Origin of the sequence: Streptomyces sp. x-19, from assembly GCF_046549115.1 — a bacterium.
GTDB classification, from domain to species: Bacteria; Actinomycetota; Actinomycetes; order Streptomycetales; family Streptomycetaceae; genus Streptomyces; species Streptomyces albulus_C.
The window spans coordinates 74306-93725 of the sequence record NZ_JAJPWK010000021.1; the positions used below are offsets into that span (position 1 = coordinate 74306).

The following is a 19420-nucleotide window of genomic DNA, read 5'->3' on the forward strand; positions in this document are numbered from 1 at the left end:
GCGTCGTCCACGCTGGTCCGCCCCGGCGGTGTACGTGTGGCGGTCCCCGAGCCACGGCGGAGACCGGCCTTACTCGACTCCTTGCGGTGGGTGCTGCTGCCCGGCGTCGCGGATGGCGCGGGCGGCGTTGATGAGTCCGATGTGGCTGAAGGCTTGGGGATAGTTGCCGAGGGCTTCTCCCGTGGCGGCGTCCGCCTCCTCGGCAAGCAGGCCGACGTCGTTGGCGTGCGCGAGTGCAGCTTGGAACACCTGCCGTGCCTGGAGGACATGGCCGGTCAGAGCGAGGGCGTGGGCGAACCAGAAGGTGCAGAGCAGGAAGGCTCCTTCCGTTTCGTCGATCTCGTCGCCGAGGTAGCGGCGGACAAGGCCGTTGCGGTCGGTGAGCTGGGTCGCGACGGCGAGCACGGTGGACTGGACGCGAGGGTCCTGCGGAGGCAGGAAGCCGACGATGGGGAGCATCAGCGCCGAGGCGTCCAGTTCGTCGCTGTCGAATGCCTGGGTGAAGGCGCCCGTACGTGGGCTCCAGCCGCGCTCTTCGATGGCTTGGCGGACGTTGTCCCGCTCGTGTCGCCAGTGGGTCACGCGTTCGTGTGCCTGGAGGGCGGAGGCCATGGAGATGGCGCGGTCCAGGGCGACCCAGCACATCAGTTTCGAGTGCAGGAAGTGCCTGCTCGGTCCGCGTCGCTCCCAGATGCCCTGGTCGGGCTCGGTCCAGCGACGGGCGGCTGTGTCGGCCGCCTGGACCAGGAAGGCGCGGGTGGGCGGGTCCAGGCGCTCCCCGGATGGGAGGCACTCGTGGGCGGCGTCGAGGAGTTCGCCGTAGACGTCGAGTTGGCGTTGGCGCCAGGCGTCGTTGCCGATCCGAACGGGGCCGCTGTTGCGCCAGCCGGTGAGGTGCGGCAGGAGCCGTTCGCTCAGATCGCGTTCGCCGCCGATGCCGTACATGATCTGCAGGTCGACGCCGCGGTCGAGTTGGGTTGCCGCGGCCCGGGCGAGGAAGTCGAAGAACCGGTTTTTCTCCTTCTCGCAGGCAGCTGTGGCGAGCGCTTGCAGGGTGAAGCTCGCGTCGCGGACCCAGGTGTAGCGGTAGTCCCAGTTGCGCATCCCGCCCGCCTTCTCGGGCAGGGAGGTGGTGGCCGCGGCGACGATGGCCCCAGTGGGAGCGAAGGTCAGGGCGCGCAGCACGCGTCCGCTGTGGCCCACCTCGTCCTGCCAGGGGCCGACGTAGCCGCGGTGGAGCTTCGACCAGGAGCGCCAGCCTTCGACGGTGTCGGCCATGCGGTGCCGGATCCGCCCCGGCCGCCAGCCCACCGACTGCCGTTCCCACGCCGGCACGACGTGGAGGGCGAATCCGAGGCGGTGCCCGGCCGAGAGCGGGATGCGGCCGTGCGCGGTGGAGCCGCTCGCCCGCAGGTCGACGGGGCTCGACAGCAGCAGGACGTGGGCGCCCCCGTACGCCGCCAGCCCGCCCCGGACGGCTGACAGGAGGGGGTGGACGAGTCCGAACTCCGGGCGCGGCGCGTAGGCGATCTCGATGTCCACCCGCCCTTCGGTGCAGGTGATCTGCCGCAGGAGCGTTCCGGGGGACGCGGTGCCGAGCGCGTGTCCGCGTTCGCGCCGTCCCAGGGCAAGGGCGTCCCGCAGGACCGCCGTGCCCCCCGGCGTGCGGAAGACCGTCTCCAGAACGAGGGTGTCCTTGAGGTAACGGCGGCTGGTGTCGACCGGGCCGGTAGGGCAGATGGACCAGTGGCCGGCGTCCTCGTCGAGGAGCCGGGCGAAGATCGCCGGACTGTCGAACCGGGGCAGGCACAGCCAGTCCACCGAGCCGTCGGAGGTCACCAGCGCGGCCGAGCGGCAGTCGGACAGCAGGGCGTGGTCACCGATCGGCCGCGTACTCATACGTCGCAGCCTGTCGGCCTTGGGCCGGACGCGTCCCGGCCGGGACGAGGCGAACAGTTGCCTGGGCCGCAGGTCTCCCCAGGTGCCTGACAGGTGTGATGAATCCCAGCCTCCCTGAACAGCTGATTCGCCTCCAGGCAATCAGCACGATCGACGCATCGCACCTGCCGGTTGCCGACGGTTGCCCCGACCGGGTGGCACGGCCGGGTGCTGCCGCGCCCCGCGCTCGGCGGCCGGTCGGCGTACGTGGTGTCTCCCCGCTGCCGCGTGGCGCGGCGGCCCCGCTTCATCAGCGAGGTCCCGAGGTCGGGTCCCGGCGGCCGAGGACGAGGAAGCGTCTGTGGCCGTATCTCCATTGGTCGGTGACGCTGAGGGCAAGGCTCTCGGCGATCCGGTGGAGCGCTGGTGCTCCCAGCCGTGCCCAGGGAAACGGCGGGCCCTCGCGGCCGTGGAGGTCTTCGAACCGGGCGGTGCAGCGCTCCTCGACCTCGTCGGGATCGACCTCTACGAGGAGAAGCCCCGTCGGGGCGGTGAGTTGGATACACCGGGCCAGCAGGGCGCGCGGGTCGCCGCCGATGCCGATGTTGCCGTCGATGAGCAGGACGGTCTGCCAGCCTCCTTCGGCCGGCAGCCGGTCGAACACCGATCGGCACAGAGCGATTCCGCCGCGGGCGACGGCATGGGCCGCCGCGCGGGGGGTGACGTCGACACCGAGCGCGAAGACTCCGCGACTCAGGAGCGCCCTGCACAGCCGGCCCGGGCCGCAGCCGACGTCGAGGACGGGGTCGACGCAGCGGGTGAGCACCGATTCGTCGGCCTCGGTGGGATGCGCGTACCAGCGATGCACCGGCATCCGGATCCGGCACCCGTTCGCCAGCCGCAGGTACACCGGTCCGCGGCCGGCCCGAAGGGCGAGCGCATAAGGGTCTTCCCCGGCGCGGGGCGAGCCGTCCTCGTCGGTCGTCACGATGCAGCGTCGTGACCCGGTGCAGGTCGTTCCTCGTCGGCGCGGGCGGCCCGCCGGACGCGGCGGAGCTTGACGGCGAAGGCCACGGCGGAGGCGGCGAAGAGCACGGCGGTGATGGCCAGCCACCGGCCGAGGTAGACGTCCATGGACAACCGGGTGGCACCCGGGTAGGGGGTCGACAAGGCGAAGATGAGGGGGAACCAGACGAGGAGGAGCACACCGGAGAGAAAGCCGGGCACACGCAGGTAGTTGATCCACGGTGGTTGTGGCATGCGGGTGGCGCGATGCCGCAGGACAGCGTGTGCCGACAGGTCGGCGAGCGAGTACAGGGGCAGCAGGACCAGGTCGTGGAGGATCGCCGCGCCGACGAACCAGATCGCCACCTCAAGCGGGCGGACGGCGAACAGGCGCACCATGGCGTAGCCGGTGATGGCGAACGAGGCGATCAGGACGAGAAGGTGGAGGGGGCTGGAGCCGTACCAGCGGACGAAGCGCGTCATGGTCAGGTCCTGAAGGTGAGCCGGTGCACCCACTTGGTGTTGTTCACGCCGGGGTTGGCCGGGACGATGACGCGGGCCGGGAAGCCGTGGTCGAGCGAGAGGTTCGCGCCGTTGACGCGGAGGGCGAGTAGCGAGCGGGGGTCGTGGATCTGGTTGCCCCTCAGTACCACCGAACTGTAGGGGCCGGGTGGTTGGACGGATTGCACCAGGACGCTCCCGGCGTCGGGGAGGCCCGCCAGGGCGGCGAGGTCGGCCAGCCGAAGACCGCTCCACTGCTGGTTGGGGGTGGACCATCCTTCCACGCAGGCGATCGGTAGTGCGGCGGCATGCTGAGGCATGGCGAGGAGTTGTGCGCGGGTGAGGACGAGTGTCGGACCGGGGCCGTGGATCTCCAGCCGCCAGGCGGGGCCGACGTGCGCGGGGGTGACGCCGACGGAAGCTGCCGTCTTGTTGATCTGGAAGCCGTTCGGGCCGCTGCCCGGAGTACGGTTGTGCGGCGCGAGAAGGGCGGTGTCGCGCAGCCAGCCGCCGATGCTCTGTCCTGCGGTGACCACGAGGAGGAGCAGCGATCCGCCGCCCACCATGGCGAGCGCGCCGCGCCGGGTCATCGTCGGCGGTGCGGGAGCGGTCGGGACCAGGCCGTCGGCGTCGGGGGGCTCGGGCCGGGTGTGGGCGAGGTCGGTGCGCAGTTCCGCGGCCAGGCTGCGGGAGCGCAGAGCGCGGGTCATCCGGCCGAGTCTGAGGCTCACATGGACGACGAAAGCGGCGATGAACACCCAGGCGCCGTAGAAGTGCAGGGTGTAGAAGGAGCCGGGAAAGACGTAGAAGAGCTGGATGTTGGCGATGCCGGTGACGAATTCGAAGATCACCCCGCCGACCAGCAGGAGCAGGGACAACCGCTCCAGCGCGTGAGCGACCGAGCGGACCGGCAGCCACTCGAACAGCTTCGGGATCACTGACCACAACTTCGCCAGCAGTACGGGCAAGAGGACCACGCCGAGCGTCACGTGCACGCCCTGGGTCAACCGGTACAGCCAGTAAGGATGAGTGGGCCAGTCGAAGAGGTAGAACCCCAACAGGCCCTTGCCCGGGGTCTGGTCGTTGATGCGGTCGAGTCCCGGGTTGTAGGAGGCGTAGGAGAGCATCCCGGTGACGAAGATCAATGGAATGCCGATCAGCAACACCAGGCCGAACACGGACGTCAGCCAAGGTCCGCGGAGCGGACTGCGCCAGAAGCCGGGACGGAACGGCCCCGGGGGCGGAGGAGTCTGCTCGACCCGCCGCACGAGGGCCCGGGCACGAGCGGCCCTCGTGGCGACCCACGCCGCCACGGCAGCGCGAACGCGTTCAAGACGCCCCCGCGCAGGCCCCTCGTCCGATCTCGGGCCCTGCGGCCCACCCGAGCCCGGAGCCGGCGGCCGTCCGCCACTGCCCATCGGTCACCTCCTCCGTCCCGGGTCAACTTCCGAAAGTGGTGGATCGAACGCCACCGCGCCATCGGTGCCCATGCAGTCGTCAGCGACAAAATGGCACAGATCGTGTCGACTTTCCGAATCTGGCGTGCATGCGGGTGTCCGTCACCCGACCGCACCGCCCACCGGATCGCGGACACCACCATCAGGTGGACTCGGACCGGAGGTTGAAGCCGGGCCAGGACGTGCATGAGCTACCGGTCCAGTTGCCGCGTCGTCCATCGGTCGCTCGCCGCCCGCGTAACGGGAGCCGGCGCCGGTGGGTGCTCTCCCCCGCCAGGTACGGGTGCCGGAACACGACCTCGTGGGAGGCCAGGACCGCAGGCAGCACGTGCTCGGTGCCCACCGAGTCGCTGCCGAGGCGGCGTGCTCTGCTCGTAGGTCTCCCTTCCGACCCACCAGGCGGGCCGCGCTTGTGGCAGGCGGCAACTGGGCTTCAGCGTTCCTCTGGGAAGGCGTCGCCGTACATCGGCAGGCCGCTCGCGGACTGCTCGCGTGAGACTTCGTCCTCGATCACGTCCCAGTGTTCCGCCAGGACGCCGTCCTCGACGCGGAGGAAGTCGACGGCGATCCACGGGGCGGGTTGGCCGTGTCCCGTGAAGCGCCCGCGCACCATGACCGTGTCCCCTTCCGCCATGATCAGCTCCCACTCGTGCTTCAGCTCGGCCGGGAGGCTTTTGACCAGGTTGAACAGGCCGTCGCGGCCGGGAGGGATGTGGGCGCTGTGCTGGATGTAGTCGGGGGACCAGAAGCGTTCTGCGGCGGGGTAGTCCCGCTGGTTGAACAGGGTGTCGAACGCCTCGCGGACAAGGGCCTTGTTCTGGTCCTCGGTGGTGCTCATGGTGGGTCACCTGCTGTTCGATGCTGGGAGGTCGGTAGGGAGGCCGGGGTGTCGGTGGGTGCCAGGCCCAGCGTGGCGGGCGGTGTTGGGGCACCACTGCGGGTTGGTGAAGTACAGCACGCGGCGCCCGCGCACACCGGCAGCGGCGGGGCGCTCGTGTGGTTCCCCGACGCGGGAGGCCGGCGGCGGGTCACCGACACGGAGAGGCAGTTCGCCGTTCTCCGCCTGGCGGGCGCGCCAGGCGAGTAGGACGGTGTCGGTGGCGGCGCCCTGACGCTCACCCGAGATTGCTTCGCGCGCACTGGCCGGGTCCGAGGTCTCGTCGCCGATGAGGTGCTGAGCATCCCCCAGGCCAGCCGTTCCCGCTCGAAGCCTTCGAAGGAGCCGTTGCGCTCGCCAAGGCACCCGCACACGGCACCAATCCACTGTTCGTCTGCGAAGACGGCCGGGACGAAGGCCGTGGGGAGGAAGCGGCCGCCGGTGCGTCGGCGGTGCGGCCACTGCGTGCCGGGGCCGCCGGACGGAGCCCCCACCGTTCGACCAGGTCAGCGCCGCGTGCCGGGGTTCTGGGAAGCCCTCGTGCGTCATCTCGGCGGAGGTCGCTCTGTGAGGGTTGGTCGCTGACGGTGGACGAGGGTCCTGCAACCGGGAGCCGCCTCACATGCGTCGCTGCGGCGCCCGATGCACGCTGGTGGTGGAGAGGACTTCTGGCGTGGGCAACCTGCGTGCGCGACGGCAGAGCCTCCCATCGCAGGGGCGTCCCTCGCTGATCGGCAGGCGGCAGTGGGAAGGAAGCGCGATGGAGATCGCAGGATCGACCGCCCTGGTCACGGGGGCCAATCGTGGCATCGGCTACGCGTTCGCCCGCGCGCTCATCGCGCGGGGATCAGTGAGGGTCTACGCCGGTGTCCGCGATCCGGCGAGCGTGGGCGACAAGGACCTGACTCCGCTGCGTTTGGACGTCACCGTGAGGGAAGAGATCGCCGCGGCGGCCGCGGCCGCCGATGACGTCACCATCGTGATCAACAACGCGGGCGTCGGAGGTTTCGACACCCAGTTGTGGACTGGCTCCTTCGCCGGCGCGCGCGAGGCGATGGAGGTCAACTACTTCGGTACCTGGGCCGTGTCCCGTGCCTTCGCGCCGGTCCTGGCGCGTAATGGCGGTGGCGCACTGATCAACATGCTGTCGGCCGCCTCCTGGGCGTCCCGGGCGGACTATCCCGGGTATGCGGCCTCCAAGGCAGCCCAGTGGTCCTTGACGGGCGCACTGCGGGAAGGGCGGCGCGAGCAGGGAACTCTCGTGATCGGTGTCCACGCCGGGTTCGTGGAAACGGATCTCAGTTCCTTCACGGGCGCGCCGAAGATCGGTGCGGATGATGTTGCGGAGCAGACCATGGAGGCACTGGCGAACGACCGGGTCGAAGTCCTTGCCGACGAGCGGACTCGGCAGGTCAAACATGCTCTGTCGCAACCCCTCGAACAGTGAGGAGATGCCACCTCGGCCCTACGGGGCTGCCTGCCGCGGATCACCGCCTGGCGCCTGCGGCAGCCTGGCGAGGTGCTGGATCGGCCCTCAGGACAACCTCGGCACGACCGCACCGCAGGAGGATTCGTGACTGTTGAACCGCCTGCGGGGTACGGCTCCCTCGGCCGGGGCCTGCACGGGCAGACCCTCGTCGCCATCGGCGGGAGCGCAGGTATCGGGCTGGCGACCGCACGGCTCGCCCGTGACCAGGGCGCCTCAGTCGTCCTGACCGGACGGGACCCGGCACGGCTGCGCGCCGCGGCCCAAGAGTCCGATGCGCTCAGCACCGCGGCCTTCGATGCCCATGACGCGGCGCAGCTGGAGCGGTTCTTCCAGCAACTGCCGGGGCCGATCGATCACGTGCTGGTCACCGCGGGTGGCCCGTCCTATGGGCGCCTTCTGGACATGGACGCCGAACAGGCACGCCGGGCGATCAGCGACCACATGGTGCTCGCGCTTGAGGTGGCGCGCCACTGCGCCGGCACGGTACGGCCGGGCGGCACGCTGCTGCTGATGGGCGGCACCGGAGCCCGCCGGATCCGGGCTGCTCTCGGTGTCGCCCCCGCGGTCACCGCCGCGTTGCCCGCGTTCACAGCCAGTCTGGCACTTGAGCTCGCGCCGGTCCGGGTGAACCTGATCGCCGCCGGCTTCGTGGACACACCGTTGTCGGCCCGGCTGCTCGGTGACGCACTCGGCGCCCGCCGCGAGGAACTGCGCGCCACACTGCCGATCGGCCGCGTAGTCGTACCCGAGGACGTGGCGGCGCTCGCCGTGCACATCATGACCAACACCGCACTCACGGGAGCGACCTATGACGTCGACGGAGGCCAGCAGCTCGTCGGCTGAGCGCCGGTGGCGGTCAGCTGCCGGGCATCGCGGTGGCCCGCGATGGTGTGCTCCGGGCTTGGTCGCGGTACGGGGCGAGGGACGTGGTCAGCGCCGCGAGTACTTCCTGGGGGCCTTTGACGAACGTGGATGTCAGCCGCGCGCCCGTCGTTTCCGCAGCGAGGGCAAGGACTACGCGGAGAGAACGGAGATCGACCGCCTCCGACGGTACGCCGGTGAATACCCCTTCATATAGCCGCCTTTATGCGCGAAAGAGAGGTCGTGCCATGGACGGAATCGCCGACATGGGGGGTACCCAGGGATGGGGCCCCGTACATCCACCTCAGCGTGATGAACCCGTCTTCGCGGAGGACTGGCAGCGCAAGGCGTTCGCGCTGGCGATCCTCTCCAGCCGCGCCGCAAGCGGCGGCATCAACACGGACGCCTTTCGGCACGCACTGGAGCGCCTGGACCGAGCGCACTACCTCGACGACGGCTACTTCGGGCGCTGGCTCAACGCCGGCGAGTTGATGCTCACCGAGCGCGCCATCCTGGCGCCGGGCGCGGTCGAGGCACGGGCCCGCAACCTGAGCGGCGAACACGTGCCGGAGCCGCCCGTCACCGAGCCTGTGCTGCCGCACTACGCGCCCACGGCCGAGGGCTCGCTGCGTTCGCTGGACACCGCCCCCGCTTTCGGCGTCGGCCAGCGCGTCCGCGCCAGGAACGTGTCCGTGCCCGGACACACCCGGCTGCCCGGCTATGTCCGGGGGCACGCCGGAGTGGTGGAGATCATCCAGCCCGCCCACGTCCTGCCGGACACCAACGCTCACTTCATGGGCGAAAACCCGCAATACGTGTACTCGGTGCTGTTCGACTCGCACGAGCTGTGGGGCCCGGACGCCGAACCCTTCACCGTCACCGTGGACGTCTACGAGAGCTATCTGGAGACCACCGCATGACCACCACCGGCGGCTCCGAGGAGAGCCCTTCCGTGGCGCTGCGCACCGAGGCGCTCGAACAACTCCTCACCGAGCGCGGCCTGATCGACCCGAAGGCCATGAACGCGATCATCACCCGCTATGAGACGAGCGTGGGCCCACTCAACGGTGCCAAGGTCGTCGCCAGGGCGTGGACGGATCCCGGCTACCGGCGGCGTCTGCTCGAAGACGGCACCGCCGCCATCAAGGAACTGGGCTTCTCGGGACAACAGGGCGAGCACATCGTGGTGGTCGAGAACACTCCGACCGCCCACAACGTCGTCGTGTGCACGCTGTGCTCGTGCTACCCCTGGCCGGTCCTCGGCCTGCCGCCAAGCTGGTACAAGGACCCCGCCTACCGCGCGCGCGTGGTCAGGGAACCGCGCACGGTGCTGGCCGAAATGGGACTCGTACTCGACGACGACGTGCAGATCACCGTCCGGGACTCCACCAGCGAGGTGCGCTGGCTCGTACTGCCCGAACGTCCACCCGGCACCGAGCACCTCACGGAAGACGAACTCGTGCCACTGATCACCAGGGATGCGATGGTCGGCGTGGCCAAGGCGGCGACACCGTGAGCACGCCGCTGGACAGCGAGGGCCCGGCAGCGCCTCCCCGCTCCAACGGTGAACTGGTATTCGCCGAGCCGTGGGAAAGCCGCGCCTTCGGCATGGCCGTCACCCTGTACGAGGCGGGCGTCTTCAGCTGGCCGGAATTCCAGACCGCGCTGATCGCCCGGATCACCGCCTGGACAGCCGCGCGGGAGCACGACGAGCCGTACCACTACTACCGACTATGGCTGGGCGCCCTGGAGGACGTACTCGCCGACCTCAGCGCCGTGTCCGAGGACGAAGTCATCGCACGCGCCCAAGCCATGGCTCATCGCTCCCCGGGGCACGACCACCGCGACCACGCGCGTTGACTCCGAGACGCCTCCCAGGCCGATTCGGTGCCCCGCATCCCCTCATCGCGGTAAGCCAAGGGGCAAGGTCGAGTGGCACGGGCGGCGACGGCGGGCCACGATTGACGGCAACGGGAAGTCGGCGTCGGCTTCACCCGGAGGCCAGGCTCAGAGCAGGATGAGGTACCGGCACAGTGATCGATACGGACGAACTAGCCAAGCGGAACGCCGAGTTCGCCGACGGCGGATCATTCGCCGACCTCAAGCTCATGCCCAGCGGCAGACTGACGGTCATCGGATGCGTCGACCCTCGTGTCGACCCGTCCGACGTGCTCAGGCTCAAGCTCGGCGAGGCAGCGGTGATCCGCAACGTCGGAGGGCGGGTCACACCCGCGGCACTCCGGACGCTGGGGATGCTCTCGAAGGTCGTACAGGCCCGCACGGGCGGCCCCGGCCCGGCCGCCGACCACTATGCGGTCCTGCACCACACCGACTGCGGGATCACGGACCTGGCCGCGTTCCCCGAGCTGCTGGCCGATTACTTCGAAGTCCCGGCCGCAGACCTGGACGCCAAGGCGGTCACCGACCCGGTCGCCGCCGTCCGCGTCGACGTAGGAATCCTCAAGCAGAAGCTTCGGGCCGGAGTCCTCGTCTCGGGGCTCGTCTACGACGTGGCCACCGGGCTCATCGACGTCGTCGTCCCGCCCTCGCGAGTGGACGCATGACACCGCGCGGCGCCCGCGGCGGCTCCGGCCGGCGCAACCAGCGTGGGCCTGCTGCTTGTACCGGGATCCACCGGTCGGATCGACGGGGAGGCGCTTGCCGGCATGTGCGACGCTCACGGGCGCTCGACCGCCGAGGCGGCGTGGTCGGCGCCTCGCGCCGCGGACGGACAGGCCGTTGACCCGGTGACGCTGCCCGAGGTCGACGAGGTCAGGGTCACCGTCCCGAACCAGGCCGGCCTGACCACCGCCCGCACTCCGAGGTCGGGTACCTCGGCTTCGGCAGAGCGGCCCAGGCACTGCTCGCGCGGCCCTCGGCCGTACGGGAGCCGCTAGGAGGCCGCCGGTACCGCCCGCTGGTTCGGCCCTTCGTAGGATGCGAGCGGTCTGATCAGGGAGTTGTGGGCGAGTTGCTCCGTGATGTGTGCCGTCCAGCCGGTGATGCGGCTCATCACGAAGATCGGGGTGAAGGCGGGGATGTCGAAGCCCATCAGGTGGTAGGCCAGGCCCGCCGGGTAGTCGAGGTTGGGGTGGATGCCCTTGCGGGTGAGCACGGCGTGCCGCAGGGCGGCGTGCAGGGTGGCCTGGCGGGTCAACTCCGGGTCGGCGGCGCGGGCGACCAGGCGGTCCAGGGCGTTCTGCATGATCGGTACTCGGGAGTCGCCGTGCTTGTACACGCGGTGGCCGAAGCCCATGATCTTCCGCTCGGCGGCGAGTGCCCCGTCCAGCCATTCCTCGGCCCGCTGGGGGTCGCCGATCTCCTCCAGCATGTGCATCACGGCCTCGTTGGCCCCACCGTGCAGCGGTCCTTTGAGCGCGCCGATCGCGGCGGTGACCGCGCTGTAGAGGTCGGAGAGCGTGGAGGTCACGACCCTGGCGGTGAACGTCGAGGCGTTGAAGCTGTGTTCGGCGTACAGCACGAGGGAGATCTCGAAGCAGCGGACCACCTCCGGGTCGGGCACGCGGCCGAAGCACATGTGGAAGAAGTTCTGCGCGTACCCGAGGTCGGGGTCCGGAGCGATCGGGGCGAGGCCGCGGCGACGGCGCTGGTCGGCGGCGACCACGGTGGGCAGTTTCGCGAACAGGGTCAGTGACTTGGCGCGGTTCGCCGTGGGGCTGCCGTCGTCCTCGGTGGGGTCCTCGGCGCCGAAGAAGCTGACGGCGGTGCGCAGGACGTCCATCGGGTGGCAGGTCTCGGGTAGCCGGGCGAGGAGTTCCAGGGTGGTGCGGTCCAGGGGGCGCAGAGCGCGTTCGCGGGCCTGGAAGTCCCGGAGCTGGGCCGTGTCCGGGAGTTCGCCGTACCAGAGCAGGTAGGCGACTTCTTCGAAGGAGCGGTGGGCGGCGAGGTCCTGGACGGGATAGCCGCGGTAGGTGAGGGAGTTGGTCTCCTGGATGACGGTGGAGATCTCGGTGGTGTCGACGACGACACCGGCGAGACCGCGGTGGATCTCGGGGGCGGTGGCGGGCATGGGTGCCTCCGGTGTGTCAGGTCCCGGGCGGGAGGGTGAAGTCGAAGACGGCCGAGTCGAAGGCCGTGTAGTCGGCGTAGCCGAGGAGTTCGTACAGGCGGGAGCGGGTCTGCATGCGGGGCAACAGGGATTCCTGGGTGCCTTCGGCGGCGAGGGTGCGCAGGCCGTCCTCCGCGGCGCCCATGGCCAGGCGCAGCAGCGTGACCGGGTACAGGGCGATGTTGTAGCCGAGGTTCTCCAGCGTGCTGGTGTCCAGCAGAGGGGTCTTGCCGAACTCGGTCAGGTTGGCCAGCAGGGGGACGTCGATGGCCGTGCGGAACGCCTCGTACTCGGACTCGTCTGCCAGGGCCTCGGGGAAGATCGCGTCGGCGCCGGCGCCGACGTACGCCTTGGCCCGCTCGATCGCCGCGTCGAGCCCCTCGGCCGACCGGGCGTCCGTACGGGCCATGAGCACGAAGTCCGGGTCGCGGCGGGCGTCGACGGCGGCCCGGATCCGGCGGGCCATCTCCTCGCGCGCCACGACGGTCTTGCCGTCGAGGTGGCCGCAGCGCTTGGGGTTGACCTGGTCCTCCAGGTGCAGGCCGGCCAGGCCGGCGTCCTCCATCAGCTGCACGGTGCGGGCGGCGTTGAGCGGTTCGCCGAAGCCGGTGTCCGCGTCGATCAGGACGGGCAGGTCGGTGACGCGGGTGGTCTGCTGGGCGCGGGCGGCGATCTCGGTGGCGGTGGTCAGGCCGATGTCCGGCAGGCCGAGGTCGGCGGCGAGGACGGCACCGGAGAGGTAGGCGGCCTCGAAGCCGGTGTCCTGGATCAGCCGGGCGGAGAGCGGGTTGAGCGCGCCGGGCATGCGCAGCAGGCGGCCGGAGGCGAGCTGCTGGCGGAACGCGCGGCGGCGTTCGGCGGGCGTGGTCCGGGTGTGGAGCAGCATCAGAACAGGCCCTTCGGCAGGGTCGCGTCGTAGTCGCTCACGGTCTGCGTGTCGACAGCCGGGAACAACCCGTCGAGGTCGGCCGCGGTGAGTTCGGCGAGGTGTTCGGCCGCGGCGAGGAAGCGGTCCTGGTCGCCCGGGGCCACGGCGCCCTCGGTGAGGGTGCGGAACTTGGCCGCGTAGGCGGGGCGGTCGAAGGGCCGGGCGCCGGCCGGGTGCGCGTCCGCGACCGCGAGCTCGTCCTCGATCACCGAACCGTCGTCGAGGGTGATGACCGCGCGGCCGCCGAAGGCGCGGCGATCCGGGTCGGGGTCGTGGTAGCGGCGGGTCCACTCCGGGTCCTCGACCGTGGTGATCTTCCGCCACAGCGCGACGGTCTCCGGCCGGGCGGCCCGCTCCGGCGCGTAGGAGCGCTCGTGGTGCCAGGCACCGTCCTCCAGCGCGACGGCGAGGATGTAGGGCACCGAGTGGTCGAGGGTCTCGCGACTGGCGGTGGGGTCGTACTTCTGCGGATCGTTCGCACCGGAACCGATGACGTGGTGGGTGTGGTGGCTGGTGTGCAGGACGACGGAGCGGACGTGCTCCAACGGACCGGTCCGCTCCCGCAGTCGGCGCGCCAGGTCGATGACCGCCTGGGCCTGGTACTCGGCGGAGTGCTCCTTGGTGTAGGTGTCGAGGATCGCGCGGCGCGGCTCGCCGGGCCCGGGGAGCGTGACGGTGTAGTCGGCGTCGGGGCCGTCCAGCATCCAGGCGAGGAAGCCGTCCTCGCCCTCGTAGATCGGCGACGGGGACGTCTCGCCGCGCATCGCCCGGTCCACCGCCTCGACGGCGGCCTTGCCGGCGAAGGCCGGCGCGTACGCCTTCCAGCTGGAGATCTCGCCCTTGCGGGACTGCCGGGTGGCGGTCGTGGTGTGCACCGCCTGCTGGATGGCCTGGTACACCGTCTCGGCGGGCAGCCGCAGCAGGGCGCCCAGGCCGCCGGCGGTGGCCGCGCTCAGGTGGGCCATGTGGTCGATGCGGTGCGCGTGCAGGCAGATGCCCTTGACCAGGGCGACGTGGATCTCGTAGGCGGCGACGACGGCGCGCAGCAGGTCGGCGCCGGTACGGCCGGTGTGCTGGGCGACGGCGAGCAGGGGCGGGATGTTGTCGCCGGGGTGGGAGTAGTCGGCGGCCAGGTAGGTGTCGTGGAAGTCGAGCTCGCGGACGGCGGTGCCGTTCGCCCAGGCGGCCCACTCCGGGGAGACCCTGGCATGGGTGCCGAAGACGGAGGCGCCCGGGGCGGTCGCGCGGTGCGCGGTGGCCTGGGCGCGGGCGACGGCGACCGGGCGGCGCAGCAGGGACGCGACGGCCACCGAGGCGTTGTCGATCACCCGGTTGACGGCCATCGCGGCACTGTCGGTGTCCAGCTCGTCGGTGGCGGTGGCGACGGCCGCGAGCTTCCAGGCGAGCTGGTCCTCGCGCGGGAGCCGGTCGGCACTGGGGTGGACACGGACGTGGTACTCGATCACGGGACTCCTCGCGGATACCGGGCGGGCAGGGCTGACACGATCGAGCCTGCCCGGCGGCCACGCGCGGGACCACCGCTCCAATCTGTGGAATCCGTACAGTGCGGAGCTGCGAATCTGCGAAAGGTGCGAATTCTGCGGATGCTAGGTTCGCACGTATCGCTGCTCCGGCACCGACGCCCGGCAGCTCGCGACCAGGAGGTGCGCCATGAGCCGACGATCGGCCGAGCGGAAGGTCTACGCGCACGCGAAGCTGCGCCGGCTGCGGCGCGAGCACGGGATGAACCAGGTCGAGATGGCCCGTGCGCTCGGCATCTCCACCAGCTACGCCAACCAGATCGAACAGAGCCAGCGCCCCCTCACGGCACCCGTACTGCTGAGGATCGCGGAGGTCTTCGGTGTCGACGCGGAGTTCTTCTCCGACGCCGACGAGGACCGACTCACGGCGGACCTGCGGACCGCGCTCGCCGACGAGGCGTGCGGGGTGGAGCTGCCCCTCCCCGAGGAGATCGCCGAGGCCGCCCGCGACCACCCCGAGGTGGCCCGCGCCCTGGTCGCCCTGCACCACCGCTACCGCGACACGGCCGAACAGGCAGCCGCCCTCGCCTCGCCGGGCCCGGGTGGCAGTGCGTTGTTGCCGACCGGTGAACCGCACGACGAGGTACGGGACTTCTTCTACACCCACCACAACCACTTCGAGCCACTGGACACCGAGGCCGAACGGGTAGCAGAATTCCTTGAGTTGAGGCCGGGACGGGCCACCGACCCACTCGCCGCACGGCTGGCCGAGCGGCACGGCGTGAAGGTGGTCCAGGCGGCCCCGAGCCGCTCCGGAGACGCCCGGCGCTTCGACCCGACCGCCGGACTGCTGTTCCTGTCCCCCTGGCTCAGCGACGGCCAACGCGCCTTCCAACTCGCCACCCAGCTCGCTCTACTGGAGCACGCGCCGCTGCTGGACCAACTCGCCTACGGTGCCAAGGAATTGACCACGCCGGAGTCCGTGGCCCTGGCCCGAATCGGCCTGGCGAACTACTTCGCGGGCGCCCTGCTCATGCCGTACGCCGTCTTCCAGGCCACGGCCGACGAGGTGCGATACGACGTCGAGCTGTTGTCCGCGCGCTTCGGCGTCGGATTCGAGACCGTCTGCCACCGGCTGAGCACCCTGCAACGCACCGGCCGCCGGGGCGTGCCGTTCTCCTTCCTCCGCGTCGACCGGGCCGGCAACATCTCCAAGCGCCAGTCCGCGACCGACTTCCACTTCTCCCGCCTCGGCGGTACCTGCCCGCTGTGGACGGTGTACGAAGCGTTCTCGGCACCGGGACGGATACTGACCCAGGTCGCCGAAATGCCGGACGGAAAACGGTACTTCTGGATCGCCCGGACCGTCACGCGCGGCGGCCTCGGCCACCATGCCCCGCGCGCCGAGTACGCGGTCGCCCTCGGCTGCGAACTGCGCCACGCGCACCGGCTCGTCTACGCCGAGGGCATCGCCCTCGCCGATCCACGCGCCGCCACCCCGATCGGCCTGGGCTGCCGGATCTGCGAACGCCGGGACTGCGCCCAGCGGGCCCGGCCACCGGCCGGCGGGCGCCTCGCCATCGACCCCGACCGGCGCACCTACGTGCCCTATCCGGTCGAAACCCGCACACCCTGACAGCGGCAGACAGGGCTCACAGGTGCTGTGGGAGCTTCCGGCGCCTCCACCGGCAGGCTGCCGCAGGCGTCAGGACCACTACCGCGGTCACCCGGCGGTCTCGTCGTTCTCGACCGGGTAGGGCACGAAGGTGCTGCTGTTCTGGTCGATGAGCAGCGGACGCCCCAGTGGCGGCACAGCTCGTTGGGAGCAGTCGAGGCGTTCGCAGGCGCGGCAGCCCATGCCGATGGGGGTGGCTGCGGAGGTGTTGCCGAGGTCGAGGCCCTCGGAGTAGACGAGCCGATGGGCGTGGCGGAGCTCGCAGCCGAGGCCGATGGCGTAGGTCTTGCCGGGTTCGCCCCAGCCGCCGCGGTGCCGGGTGACGGCCCGCGCGGTCCACAAGTAGCGGTGCCCGTCGGGCATTTCGGCGATCTGGACGTGGATGCGGCCGGGGGTGGCAAACGCCTCGTACACGTTCCACAGTGGGCAGGTGCCGCCGGCCCGGGAGAAGTGGAAGCCGGTCGCCGACTGGCGTTTGGACAGGTTGCCGGCCCGGTCGACGCGGACGAAGGAGAACGGTACGCCGCGCAGTCGGGGGCGTTGGAGGGTGCTCAGTCGATGGCAGACGGTCTCGTAGCCGAGACCGAAGTGGTCGGTGAGACGCTCGATGTCGTAGCGCGCTTCCTCGGCGGCCGCATGAAACGCGGAATAGGGCAGGACGAGTGCGGCGGCGTAGTAGTTGGCGATCCCGATGCGCGCCAGTGCCTGGGTGGCCGATCCGGGTGGGAAGTCCTCGGTCGCCAGTCGGTCGAGATCCTCGCCGTGCTCCAGCAGTGCGAGCTGGGTCGCCATGCGGAACGCACGCTGGCCGGGCCGCAGTCGAGAGGACAGGTGAAGCGTGCGGTTCCTCTCGTCGTAGCGGTGCAGCCGCGCGCCGGGCTCGGCGCCCAGCTGAACGCCGTGTGCCTCGGTGAGTCTCGCGGTGAGGGCACCGATCACCTCCCCCGGCCGGATGCCGATCTCACCGGCCAGGCGCTCGGCCGCGACATCGATGTCGTGGAGGTAGTTCTGACGTCGGTAGAAGAAGTCGCGGATTTCCTCGTGGGGTGAGGAGGTGGTCCCCCGATCACGGTCCCGGCCGTCCGCCGCCCCGGCCAGGCGCTCGGACAACCGCTGGTTGCGGCGGCCCAGGTCGAGCAGGACCTTGGCGACGTCCGGCAGCCGGGTGGCCAGGTCACGCAGGTCGGCGGCGGAGATCCGGGCCTCGGTGATCTCCCCGGCGAGCGCTTCACGGAGGTCGGCCATCAAGCGTGTCGTGTCCCGCTCCGAGAAGAACCCCGGATCGACGCCGAACGCCTCGGTCAGCCTGAGCAGAACGGGCACGGTGAGCGGCCGGGAGTCGTGCTCCATCTGGTTCAGGTAGCTCGGGGAGATACCCAGCACACGCGCGAGATCCGCCTGGCTCATGCGGCGCTCCTCGCGCAGTCGCCGTAGCCGCGCGCCCGCGTACGTCTTGCTCACCGCGTGTCCTTTGCTGTCCGGGTCCTGGTCAGCGTACGGGAACGGCTCGGCCCTGCGACCTTTGCAATGTTGGCAAAACGGCGAGCGAAGATTCGCAGAAGTTGGCAAGCGTCCCTACTTGTTGGCACTCAGTGCCACTGTCAGAGTCTCCATGCGGCCCGTTGGACCTGGACGGCCACCGCCTGCAACTGGGGCCCGATTCACGGCCCTGACGTCGGAGATCCCGGCCACGGCGGTGTCCAACACCGGCAACATCGCTCAGCTCCGCCATCCGGAAGGACAGCGGGCCGCACCCCAGCCATAAGAAGTACGACACGACGTGCCACAACTGTGCCGCCCCGGCAGCAGTGTTGGCATCCCCCACGGACCGAGGAGACGGTGACAGTCATGGCAGAAGCGAGGACGCAGGCCATCGAGGAACTGGCGCGGCGCTGGGCCACCGACCCCCGGTGGCAGGGCATCGAGCGCACCTACGGCGCCGAGGACGTCGTCCGACTGGCCGGCAGCGTCCGCGAGGAGCACACGCTGGCCCGGCGCGGCGCCGAGCGGCTGTGGCGCCAACTCCACGAGCAGGACTACCTCCACGCCCTCGGCGCGCTCACCGGTGGTCAGGCAGTCCAGCAGGTCAAGGCCGGTCTCCAGGCCATCTACCTCTCCGGCTGGCAGGTCGCCGCCGACGCCAACCAGGCCGGCCACACCTACCCCGACCAGAGCCTGTACCCGGCCAACTCCGTTCCGCAGGTGGTCCGTCGGATCAACAACGCGCTGCTGCGCGCCGACCAGATCGCCACCGCCGAGAACGCCGGTGACACCACCGACTGGCTCGCCCCGATCGTCGCCGACGCGGAGGCCGGCTTCGGCGGTCCGCTCAACGCCTTCGAGCTGACCAAGGCGATGATCGCGGCGGGCGCCGCCGGCATCCACTACGAGGACCAGCTCGCCTCGGAGAAGAAGTGCGGCCACCTCGGCGGGAAGGTGCTGGTGCCGACCTCCCAGCACATCCGCACCCTCAACGCGGCCCGGCTCGCGGCCGACATCGCCGACACCCCCACCCTCATCGTCGCCCGCACCGACGCCCTCGCGGCGAACCTGCTGACCAGCGACGTCGACGAGCGCGACGCTCGGTTCGTGACCGGCGAGCGCACGGCCGAGGGCTTCTACCGCGTGCAGAACGGCATGGCACCGGTCATCGCCCGCGGCCTGGCCTACGCCCCGTACGCCGACCTGATCTGGGTGGAGACCGGCACCCCGGACCTGGCACAGGCGCGGGAGTTCGCCGAGGCCGTCCATGCCGAGCACCCGGACCAGATGCTCGCCTACAACTGCTCGCCGTCCTTCAACTGGAAGGCCGCGCTGGACGACGACCAGATCGCCAAGTTCCAGCGCGAGTTGGCCGCGATGGGCTACAAGTTCCAGTTCATCACGCTGGCCGGCTTCCACTCCCTCAACCACGGCATGTTCGACCTCGCCCGCGGCTACGCCGAGCACGGGATGACCGCCTACGTCGACCTGCAGGAGAAGGAGTTCGCGGCTCAGGCGCAGGGCTTCACCGCGGTCAAGCACCAACGCGAGGTCGGCACCGGCTACTTCGACCTGGTGTCCACCGCCGTCAACCCCACCTCCTCCACCACCGCCCTGGCCGGCTCCACCGAGGAAGAGCAGTTCCACTAGGCCGCCGGGCCGGACGCCCTCCCCCGTCCGGCCGACCCTCGGCCGCGCGGAGGGCGGGCGACCGTCT

General features: G+C 70.6%; 17 protein-coding genes. 8 read left to right on the plus strand and 9 right to left on the minus strand.

Annotation, left to right across the window (positions count from 1 at the left end; all coding sequences use genetic code 11):
- Positions 1-69 precede the first annotated feature (69 nt).
- The 5 genes from ACLJT4_RS32735 to ACLJT4_RS32755 form a co-directional block, all read right to left on the minus strand.
- Positions 70-1899 (minus strand): glycoside hydrolase family 15 protein, encoded by a 1830-nt coding sequence (locus ACLJT4_RS32735; RefSeq protein WP_411127891.1) that lies wholly within the window; start codon positions 1897-1899, stop codon positions 70-72.
- 289 nt (positions 1900-2188) lie between these two features.
- Positions 2189-2866 carry a class I SAM-dependent methyltransferase gene (locus tag ACLJT4_RS32740; RefSeq protein ID WP_411127893.1) on the minus strand — a complete coding sequence of 226 codons (678 nt, stop codon included), beginning with the start codon at positions 2864-2866 and terminating at the stop codon, positions 2189-2191.
- A complete protein-coding gene (locus ACLJT4_RS32745; protein ID WP_411127895.1) occupies positions 2863-3366 on the minus strand; it encodes a hypothetical protein in 504 nt (167 codons plus the stop codon). The genes ACLJT4_RS32740 and ACLJT4_RS32745 overlap by 4 nt, the downstream gene beginning before the upstream one ends.
- Before the next feature lie 2 nt (positions 3367-3368).
- A complete protein-coding gene (locus tag ACLJT4_RS32750; RefSeq protein WP_411127897.1) occupies positions 3369-4562 on the minus strand; it encodes a molybdopterin-dependent oxidoreductase in 1194 nt (397 codons plus the stop codon).
- A 712-nt stretch (positions 4563-5274) separates the two neighbouring features.
- Positions 5275-5679: an ester cyclase gene (locus ACLJT4_RS32755; RefSeq protein ID WP_044373083.1), complete on the minus strand. Its 405-nt coding sequence runs from the start codon at positions 5677-5679 to the stop codon at positions 5275-5277.
- A 799-nt stretch (positions 5680-6478) separates the two neighbouring features.
- Between ACLJT4_RS32755 and ACLJT4_RS32760 the strand changes: the two genes are divergently transcribed.
- From ACLJT4_RS32760 to ACLJT4_RS32785, 6 genes are all read left to right on the plus strand, one after another.
- Positions 6479-7165 carry an SDR family oxidoreductase gene (locus ACLJT4_RS32760; protein ID WP_411127899.1) on the plus strand — a complete coding sequence of 229 codons (687 nt, stop codon included), beginning with the start codon at positions 6479-6481 and terminating at the stop codon, positions 7163-7165.
- A 126-nt stretch (positions 7166-7291) separates the two neighbouring features.
- Complete coding sequence (locus ACLJT4_RS32765) at positions 7292-8050, plus strand: SDR family oxidoreductase (protein ID WP_411127901.1); 759 nt, start codon at positions 7292-7294, stop codon at positions 8048-8050.
- 266 nt (positions 8051-8316) lie between these two features.
- Entirely contained in the window at positions 8317-8988 is a 672-nt protein-coding gene (nthB, locus tag ACLJT4_RS32770; RefSeq protein ID WP_411127903.1) for a nitrile hydratase subunit beta, read from the plus strand.
- Entirely contained in the window at positions 8985-9584 is a 600-nt protein-coding gene (gene nthA / locus ACLJT4_RS32775; RefSeq protein WP_411127905.1) for a nitrile hydratase subunit alpha, read from the plus strand. Before nthB ends, nthA begins: the two co-directional genes overlap by 4 nt.
- Positions 9581-9928: a nitrile hydratase accessory protein gene (locus ACLJT4_RS32780; RefSeq protein WP_411127907.1), complete on the plus strand. Its 348-nt coding sequence runs from the start codon at positions 9581-9583 to the stop codon at positions 9926-9928. Before nthA ends, ACLJT4_RS32780 begins: the two co-directional genes overlap by 4 nt.
- A gap of 173 nt (positions 9929-10101) precedes the next feature.
- Positions 10102-10632: a carbonic anhydrase gene (locus ACLJT4_RS32785; protein ID WP_411127909.1), complete on the plus strand. Its 531-nt coding sequence runs from the start codon at positions 10102-10104 to the stop codon at positions 10630-10632.
- A gap of 329 nt (positions 10633-10961) precedes the next feature.
- Here the strand turns inward: ACLJT4_RS32785 and ACLJT4_RS32790 are convergent, their stop codons facing one another.
- Genes ACLJT4_RS32790 through ACLJT4_RS32800 form a run of 3 tightly spaced genes read right to left on the minus strand, consistent with a single transcriptional unit; the run spans position 10962 to position 14531 of the window.
- Positions 10962-12098 carry a bifunctional 2-methylcitrate synthase/citrate synthase gene (locus ACLJT4_RS32790; protein ID WP_411127911.1) on the minus strand — a complete coding sequence of 379 codons (1137 nt, stop codon included), beginning with the start codon at positions 12096-12098 and terminating at the stop codon, positions 10962-10964.
- A gap of 16 nt (positions 12099-12114) precedes the next feature.
- A complete protein-coding gene (gene prpB, locus ACLJT4_RS32795) occupies positions 12115-13020 on the minus strand; it encodes a methylisocitrate lyase (RefSeq protein ID WP_411128009.1) in 906 nt (301 codons plus the stop codon).
- Positions 13021-13022: 2 nt separating this feature from the next.
- Positions 13023-14531 carry an MmgE/PrpD family protein gene (locus tag ACLJT4_RS32800; protein ID WP_411127913.1) on the minus strand — a complete coding sequence of 503 codons (1509 nt, stop codon included), beginning with the start codon at positions 14529-14531 and terminating at the stop codon, positions 13023-13025.
- A 205-nt stretch (positions 14532-14736) separates the two neighbouring features.
- On the opposite strand from ACLJT4_RS32800, the gene ACLJT4_RS32805 reads away from it, so the two are divergent.
- Positions 14737-16182, plus strand: a complete 1446-nt coding sequence (locus ACLJT4_RS32805) for a short-chain fatty acyl-CoA regulator family protein (protein WP_411127915.1) — start codon at positions 14737-14739, stop codon at positions 16180-16182.
- Positions 16183-16269: 87 nt separating this feature from the next.
- Here the strand turns inward: ACLJT4_RS32805 and ACLJT4_RS32810 are convergent, their stop codons facing one another.
- Positions 16270-17682, minus strand: coding sequence for a short-chain fatty acyl-CoA regulator family protein (locus ACLJT4_RS32810; RefSeq protein ID WP_411127917.1), 1413 nt, complete (start codon positions 17680-17682; stop codon positions 16270-16272).
- A gap of 387 nt (positions 17683-18069) precedes the next feature.
- Here ACLJT4_RS32810 and aceA point away from each other — a divergent pair, with 387 nt between their 5' ends.
- Complete coding sequence (gene aceA / locus ACLJT4_RS32815; RefSeq protein WP_411127919.1) at positions 18070-19353, plus strand: isocitrate lyase; 1284 nt, start codon at positions 18070-18072, stop codon at positions 19351-19353.
- Positions 19354-19420: the final 67 nt, after the last annotated feature.

Bases quoted from the DNA above. Each gene is read 5' to 3' on its own strand.
- ACLJT4_RS32735 (WP_411127891.1), bottom strand. From the start codon at position 1,899: ATGAGTACGCGGCCGATCGGTGACCACGCCCTGCTGTCCGACTGCCGC.
- ACLJT4_RS32745 (WP_411127895.1), bottom strand. From the start codon at position 3,366: ATGACGCGCTTCGTCCGCTGGTACGGCTCCAGCCCCCTCCACCTTCTC.
- ACLJT4_RS32755 (WP_044373083.1), bottom strand. From the start codon at position 5,679: ATGAGCACCACCGAGGACCAGAACAAGGCCCTTGTCCGCGAGGCGTTC.
- ACLJT4_RS32760 (WP_411127899.1), top strand. From the start codon at position 6,479: ATGGAGATCGCAGGATCGACCGCCCTGGTCACGGGGGCCAATCGTGGC.
- nthB (WP_411127903.1), top strand. From the start codon at position 8,317: ATGGACGGAATCGCCGACATGGGGGGTACCCAGGGATGGGGCCCCGTA.
- nthA (WP_411127905.1), top strand. From the start codon at position 8,985: ATGACCACCACCGGCGGCTCCGAGGAGAGCCCTTCCGTGGCGCTGCGC.
- ACLJT4_RS32790 (WP_411127911.1), bottom strand. From the start codon at position 12,098: ATGCCCGCCACCGCCCCCGAGATCCACCGCGGTCTCGCCGGTGTCGTC.
- ACLJT4_RS32805 (WP_411127915.1), top strand. From the start codon at position 14,737: ATGAGCCGACGATCGGCCGAGCGGAAGGTCTACGCGCACGCGAAGCTG.
- aceA (WP_411127919.1), top strand. From the start codon at position 18,070: ATGGCAGAAGCGAGGACGCAGGCCATCGAGGAACTGGCGCGGCGCTGG.